The organism is Streptomyces sp. NPDC127068 (genome assembly GCF_042724695.1).
Classification (GTDB): domain Bacteria; phylum Actinomycetota; class Actinomycetes; order Streptomycetales; family Streptomycetaceae; genus Streptomyces.
In genome coordinates, this window is the sequence record NZ_JBHXEN010000035.1 from 85,447 (window position 1) to 92,654 (window position 7,208).

Consider the following 7,208-nt stretch of genomic DNA (forward strand, 5'->3'; position numbering starts at 1 on the left):
ACCGCTGGCGGACCGTCGGACGTCCCGCTTCCTCAAGTAGTCCCACCGAGCCGCGGCCCCGGGGCAGGCCCGCGCGGGGGGGGCCCCGGGGGGGCGCACCGGCCCCCGGGGGCCACGCCATTGAGTCGTGGTGGGCCGGTGTCAGCCGCCGAGCGCGCCGCCCGCGCCCGCCGATTCGATGTGCGTGACCATCGTGTCCGTCGAGAGGTGGATGACACCGTAGTCGTAGGCGTGCCGTCGGTAAACGACACTGGGCTCCTTCGTCTCGGAGTCGACGAAGAGATAGAAGTCGTGTCCGACCAGCTCCATCTCGTAGAGCGCCTGGTCGAGACTCATCGGGGCCGCCACATGGGTCTTCTCGCGGACGACGAGGGGGCCGTCGCCCTTGACCTCCAGCGAGCCGATCTTCCGGACGGGCACCCCGCCGCCGTCGGGCTCCTCGTCCCGGGCGATGGTGCCGTCCCCGTTGAGATGCGCGGCGTCGGGGACCACGTCGGCGACCTCAGCCGCGGGGATGCGGCCGTTGCCGCGGCGGGTGCGCCGCTTGTCGTGCTGCTTGCGCAGCCTCGCCTCAAGCTTGTCCGTCGCCAGGTCGAGTGCCGCGTACGGGTCGCTTGCCGCCGCCTCCGCCCGGATCACCGGGCCGCGGGTCCGGAGCGTGATCTCCACCCGGTCGGACCGATCGGCCTGCCGGGGGTTGGGCTCCTTGGACACCTCGACGTCGAGGCTGATCACCTTGCCGTCGAGCTTCTGGATCTTCTCCAGCTTCAGCTTCTCGGCCACGTGCTTCCGGAACCGCTCGGGCACCTCGGTCTTGCGGCCCTTGACGACGATGTCCACGCAGAACTCCGTTCCCGGATGGCCCCACCCACTCGGCGGGGCGTCTCCCTCTTGCACCAGGCCCCGGTGTTCCCGAGGCCACGGACTCGGTGACCTTCACCTCCTCCTCCCCCGAGGACAAGATCTCCACCCACCGTCCCTGGATGATTCTGAAAAACCACAGAACCCCAGGACACAGACAAGGCATTCCGATATACGAGGTCCGGCATCTGCCTTTCCCTCACAACCGAACATATCTCGCTCGGACGGATGGCGTCACCCTCCCTGTCGCCACACCTCCGTTCCTGCGAATAGAACCTCTCACTACCTGCAACGAAGCACCTTCCCGGTCAGTTCCGATTCATTTCGAAAGAATCCGGAGGGGCGGCCACGACGACGGCAGTCAGGTCTTTTACCCCGCCCGCGCCCGATAATGCACGAGCGGCTTCCGTCAATGACGCGCCGCTCGTCATCACATCGTCCACGATCACCACCCGCCCACTTTCCGAGAACAATGCGTCACCTCCCGTGACCAGGTACAGGGCACCGTCCAGGTTCGCCCGGCGCTCCCGCGTGCTGAGGCCCACCTGGTCCACCACGCCGCGCCGTTGCCGCAGCACGGGCACCACCTGCGCGACCCGCCCGGCCCGCCGCAGCGCCCCGGCAGCCGCCAACGCGATCCGGCGCGTCGGATCGTGTCCCCGGGCGCGGGTCGCGGCGCGCGAGGAGGGCATCGGGACCAGGTGGATCGTCCGGGGGGCTCCCCCCACCCCCGCCCCCTCCCCTCCCCCCGCCGCTTCCGCCGCTCCCGCCAGCGCCTCGCCCAGTGGCCTCGCCAGGCCGAGGGCGCCGCGCTCCTTGTGCGCGAGCACCAGCTCGCGCACCGCACCCTCGTACGGCGCTGCCGCGTGCACCACCGGCAGCCCGAACGGTTCGGGCCGTGGACGCACCCGCTGCGACGTCCCTCCGGTCAGCCGGACCCGGCACCGTGCGCACAGAGCCGTCCGGGGGGTACCGCAGCCGCCGCACCCGGTCGGCAGTACCAAGTCGGTGAAGTCCTGCCAGCAGCGCCGCATGACTCCACTGTGCCAAGGGTGGGAGGAGTCGGCCACCCCTGTGGACAAGGGCCTGTGGATAACTCGGCCTGACTGCTCTGACCAGCGGATACGCACAGTGAGCCGGAGGCGCGACCGTACCGGCGGGCAACGGTGTCGCCGTGCCTCCGCCCCACCAGGAGGGGCCGCGCGGGCCCTCACTCCCCGACGCTCCCGCCCTCCTGCGCACCGGATCACCCGATCGGGGTCGCCCGAGGGACGGAACACCCGTGCGCACGAGCGGCAGGTGCTCACGGTCCGGGCCGTCACGGGCGCACAGCCGCCCGGGGTGGGGCACCGGACAGGGAAGGGAAGGGGGTCACCCCGGATAGACGGGCGAGCTCCCGGTCTTCAGCACCGTGCGCCAGGGCTCCCCGGGGGGCAGCCGCACGATCCCGTCGTCGGAGTGGGCGACCAGCGGCAGCCGGTCGTCGTCGCTCGCGGCGATCTCCTGGACGCCGGTGAGCCCGGGCAGCGCCCCGCTCGCCGGGGTGGAACCGTCCGTGTGCACGTACCGGATCTGCTGCACACCGCCGCTTTCCCGGCCGACCACGACCAGTCGGCTGCCGCCCGCCCAGGACATGGCCGTGACCTCTTCCAACTGGGGTGCCACCGCCCGCGGTTCCAGCACGGCGACCTCGGTGGCCCCGGGCTCGTCGCCCGCTCCGCTGCTGTCGCCGCGGCCCGCCGCGGCACCGTCGTACCGGTCCCGCTCGACCCGGCCGATCCGTAGCGTCCGCTGGCCGTTCTGCTCCACGAGCAGCGCGATGCGCACCCCGTCGGCGGCGACCCGCACCGCTTCGATCCGGCTGCCCTCCATGCCCGGTATCCGGACGACGACCGGCGCCCCGGCGCCCTGGTGCAGCAGGTAGAGGCGCGGGTTGCGCGGGTCCTTGTCGGCGACCCACAGGTCACCGCGGCCGTCCCAACTCGGGGTGGTGAAACCGTCCTTCTCCGCCTTGGCCCTGCTGCGCAGCACGGGTTCGCCGAGCGAGGCCGCGGCGGCGAGCGCCCCGACGTAGAGCCTGCGGCCGTCCGGGGAGACCCCGGCGGCCCGCTCCTCGTCGCGCGACACGGCGGCCGTGCTGAGCGGCTGCTGTTCGGTGCCGAGCGGTCCGGGTACGGGTTCGGGGTCGGCGCCGGTGCTGACGCCCGGGAGGCGGACCAGCCGCTTCTTGGCGTCGAGGAAGTACTGGTAGTCGGGACGGCCGGCGGTGCGGTGCGGTGCGACGGTCTCCGCGCGGTCCGCGGTGAGGCGGCACAGCGGCGAACCGTCGGAGCGCTGGATCTCCACCTCTTCGATGCCGTTCGCGGCCCAGTCCTGGAGGGTGAAGATCAGTTGGGCGGCCATCTTGGTGCACTGCGGCTGTCCGACCCCGTTCGCGGCGGGTTCCATCGGCACCTTGAGCGTGTTGTGGCTGTCGGGTGCCAGCGACTCGGTGCCGCTCTTGAGGCGCATGCGGCTCGGGAACTCCGAGCGGACGACCGGCGCCAGCCACTGCGTGGGCCCGTCCAGCAACAGCCGTACGGTCTGGGTGACCGGGTCCACGCGCTGGCGGACGTACACCGGATCGGCGACGAGGCGTTCCTGCCCCTGTCCCGGGGAGCCGTCGTCGGCGAAGTAGTACTTGTTGACCGGCCGGTAGATGCGCAGGAAGTCGGACTCGCCGAGGACGACGCCACGGGGCGGCCGGTCGATGCGCCACTGGTTCCCGGAGGCGCTGTCCTTGGTCAGGTGGACGGGCTGGCTGTAGGTGCCGTCGGCGGGGCGGTACGCCTGCTGGGCGTCGACGGTGGCGACCCGGGTGCCGGTGAGCGTGAAGACCCGGGTGTCTTTGCTGCCCGGGCGTTCGGGCGTGGTGTGGGGGCCGTCGGCGAGCACGGACGTCGCGACCTCGGGGCGCCACTCCTCGGACGCTTCCTTGGTGAGGTACTTGCGGGCCATTTCGAACTGCGGGTCGTCGCTGGTCAGGGACTCCAGGAAGCCCTGGACGATCTCCGCGGCCTCGGCGTTGTCGCGGGGCGGCATCGCGAAGACCCTGACCTGGGACTCGGGCATTTGGGAGGCTTCGACTCCGCGCAGGTCGCCGCTGTCGGGCATGGAGGCGCACCCCGCGAGCAGGGCGCCGCAGCAGGCCAGCACGGTGCCGCGCCACCGGGTCCGGGCCCCTCGTGCGCCTCGACCCCGCCGTGGTCCGGGCTCAGCCACGGGCCCCCTCCCCGTTCGCCGTGTGGTCCAGTGCCGTGCCGGCCGGTGCTCCGCCGTGCGCCGTTCGTGCGCCCCCGCTCCCGGGCGCGGCCCCGTTCCGGGAGGTTCCACCTCGCGGGGCCTCGTTGCGAGCGGTCTCGTTCGGGGCGGTGTCGCCGTGTGACGGGTCCGTCGGGCGGGGGACGACCCGGGCGCCGTTGCGGGGGAGGGCCGCCGGGTCCACGGCCGGGCCGCAGCGCGGCGGCGGGGACGGCATGCCCGATATCCCGGAGACGCCGGATATCCCGGCGACACCGGACCGTTCGGCGTCGGTGCCCGATCCGGTGGCGCCCTGCGCCGGTACGGTCGTCAGCACGCCCGCGGTCGACTTGCCGCCGGTCGGGGCGCCCCCGGTCGTCGCCGCTCCGGTCGGTACCGCGTCCCGGTTGCGTCGTGAGTCCTCGGGCTCCAGCGGTATCGGGGAGCCGCGCAGCGACTCGTCGGCGGTGCGGGGCAGGGTCAACCGGAACTGGGAGCCGCCGCCGGGCTCGCCCCACGCCTGGAGCCAGCCGCCGTGCAGCCGTGCGTCCTCCAGGGCGATCGACAGGCCGAGGCCGGTTCCGCCGGTGGTGCGTGCCCGGGCCGGGTCGGCACGCCAGAAGCGGCTGAAGACGCGGGTGGCCTCGCCGGGCTTGAGTCCGACGCCGTAGTCACGCACGGCGACGGCGACCGCGCCGCCCGCGGCGGCCAGCCGGACCACGACGTCGCGGCCCTCGCCGTGTTCGACGGCGTTGACGACGAGGTTGCGCAGGACCCGCTCGACGCGTCGGGCGTCGGCCTCCGCGACGACGGGCTGTTGGTCGCCGACGACCCGGACCCGGGTGCCCTTGCGCTCGGCGAGGGGTTCGGCGCCGCCGACGACCCGGCGGACGACCTCGCGCAGGTCTATCGGCTCGGCCTCCAAGGCCGCCGCGCCCGCGTCGAACCGGCTGATCTCCAGCAGGTCGGCGAGCAGTGCCTCGAACCGGTCGAGCTGGTCGGCGAGGAGCTCCGCGGAGCGCGCGGTGACGGGGTCGAAGTCCTCGCGGGCCTCGTGGATGACGTCGGCGGCCATCCGCACGGTGGTGAGGGGCGTGCGCAGTTCGTGGGAGACGTCGGACACGAACCGGCGCTGCATGCGGGAGAGCTCTTCCAGCTGCTGGATCTTGAGCTGGAGGTTCTGCGCCATCTTGTTGAACGCTTCGCCGAGGCGGGCGATGTCGTCCTCGCCGGTGACCTTCATGCGTTCCTGGAGGTGCCCGGCGGAGAGCCGTTCGGCGATGCCCGCGGCCATGCGGACGGGGGTGACGACCTGCCGCACGACGAGCCAGGCGATGGCGCCGAGGAGGACGACGACGAACAGCCCGGCGGTGGCGAGGGTGCCCTTGACCAGGCTGAGGGACTTCTCCTCCTGGGTCAGCGGGAAAAGGTAGTACAGCTCGTAGCGGTCGGTCTGCGGGCTGCTGAGCTGCTTGCCGATGGCGAGGCCCGGCTGCGAGGGGCGGCCGTCGTGGTAGACGATGCGGGTGTAGCTCTGCGAGACGCCGCTGTGGTCGTCGACGCGTTCGCGCAGGGCCGCGGGAACGCTGGCGGACGCGTCGACGTTGCCGGAGCCCCGGGGGGCGCGGGCGCTGCTGGTGCCGGTGCCGGTGCCGCCTTCGTTGAGCGGCGAGAGGGTGACGACGTTGAAGGCGCCCTCTCCGCTGCTGGACAGCTGCTGGACGAGGTCGTTGAGCCAGATCGCGGCGTTCTGGCCGGGCGACCCGTCCGGGGCGCCGCCCTCGGGGGTGGCCTCGCCGGCGGACCTGGCGCGGGACTCGGCGTCCTGGAACCCGCCGGTGGCCTGGCTCTGGGAGGCCGTGGCCTTGGCTTCGAGGAGGCCGTTGCGGACCTGGCCGATGACGACGAAGCCGAGCAGCAGCACGACGCCGAGGGACATCAGCAGGGTCGTCACCACGACCTTGAGTTGGATGTTGCGGCGCCACAGCCGTACGGCGGGCAGCAGCGGGCGGCGCACCCAGCGGGCGAAGAGCCTCAGGACCGGGCTGCCCTGGACTCCGCCCTGGAGCAGGAGTCCGCTGTCGAGGAGCTGCCGGAGCCGGGCGCGCGGAGTGTTCCGGGCGACAGGCCGGCCGGCCCCGGCACCCGGAACACCGGGTGCCGGGGCCGAGACGGTGCTGTCGTCCCTGGGCATGTCAGCTCGGTCCGGCCTTGTAGCCGACGCCGCGCACGGTCACCACGATCTCGGGGCGCTCGGGGTCCTGCTCGACCTTGGAGCGCAGCCGCTGCACGTGGACGTTGACGAGTCGGGTGTCCGCGGCGTGCCGGTAGCCCCAGACCTGCTCCAGCAGGACCTCACGGGTGAACACCTGCCACGGCTTGCGGGCGAGCGCGACCAGCAGGTCGAACTCCAGCGGGGTCAGGGCGATGGACTGGCCGTCCCGCTTCACCGAGTGACCGGCGACGTCGATGACGAGGTCCCCGATGGCCAGCTGTTCCGGTGCGGGTTCTTCCGAGCGCCGCAGTCGGGCCCTGATCCGGGCGACCAGCTCCTTCGGCTTGAAGGGCTTGATGATGTAGTCGTCGGCGCCGGACTCCAGGCCCACGACGACGTCGACCGTGTCGCTCTTTGCTGTGAGCATGACGATCGGTACTCCGGATTCCGCCCTGATCAGACGGCACACCTCGATGCCGTCGCGGCCGGGCAGCATCAGATCGAGGAGGACCAGATCCGGCTTGGCCTCCCGGAAGGCGGCCAGCGCCTTGTCGCCGTCTGCGACGAACGACGGTTCAAAACCTTCACCACGCAGCACGATGCCGAGCATCTCGGCCAGTGCTGTGTCGTCGTCGACGACAAGGACTCGTCCCTTCATAAACGACATCATCCCATTAGCTCATCGTTACCTGGCGTGACCTGACACACAGACCGGCGCGTGCCGGTGCTGTGACGGTGGGCGACGAGGCGCCCACCTACGCGGTGGGCCGCGCGCCCGCCCGGGCCCCGCATTACACCGCCGGCGCCCCCCCCCCCAAACGGGGGCGGCCGGGGGGGTTATAACAAAAACCAA

General features: G+C 72.2%; 5 protein-coding genes. All 5 read right to left on the minus strand.

The features are described 5' to 3' along the window. Nucleotides 1-141 precede the first annotated feature (141 nt). Complete coding sequence (gene hpf / locus ACFWIA_RS22205; RefSeq protein ID WP_385486783.1) at nt 142-840, minus strand: ribosome hibernation-promoting factor, HPF/YfiA family; 699 nt, start codon at nt 838-840, stop codon at nt 142-144. A 329-nt stretch (nt 841-1,169) separates the two neighbouring features. Next, a complete protein-coding gene (locus ACFWIA_RS22210; protein ID WP_387007699.1) occupies nt 1,170-1,703 on the minus strand; it encodes a ComF family protein in 534 nt (177 codons plus the stop codon). Nucleotides 1,704-2,232: 529 nt separating this feature from the next. Continuing rightward, a complete protein-coding gene (locus ACFWIA_RS22215) occupies nt 2,233-4,014 on the minus strand; it encodes an LpqB family beta-propeller domain-containing protein (protein WP_387007701.1) in 1,782 nt (593 codons plus the stop codon). 100 nt (nt 4,015-4,114) lie between these two features. Continuing rightward, on the minus strand, nt 4,115-6,334 hold the full coding sequence (gene mtrB, locus ACFWIA_RS22220; RefSeq protein ID WP_387007703.1) for an MtrAB system histidine kinase MtrB: 2,220 nt from the start codon (nt 6,332-6,334) through the stop codon (nt 4,115-4,117). A 1-nt stretch (nt 6,335) separates the two neighbouring features. Continuing rightward, entirely contained in the window at nt 6,336-7,025 is a 690-nt protein-coding gene (gene mtrA, locus ACFWIA_RS22225) for a two-component system response regulator MtrA (protein ID WP_385486775.1), read from the minus strand. Between the last annotated feature and the right edge of the window lie 183 nt (nt 7,026-7,208).

Bases quoted from the DNA above. Each gene is read 5' to 3' on its own strand.
- ACFWIA_RS22215 (WP_387007701.1), bottom strand. From the start codon at position 4,014: ATGCCCGACAGCGGCGACCTGCGCGGAGTCGAAGCCTCCCAAATGCCC.
- mtrB (WP_387007703.1), bottom strand. From the start codon at position 6,334: ATGCCCAGGGACGACAGCACCGTCTCGGCCCCGGCACCCGGTGTTCCG.
- mtrA (WP_385486775.1), bottom strand. From the start codon at position 7,025: ATGATGTCGTTTATGAAGGGACGAGTCCTTGTCGTCGACGACGACACA.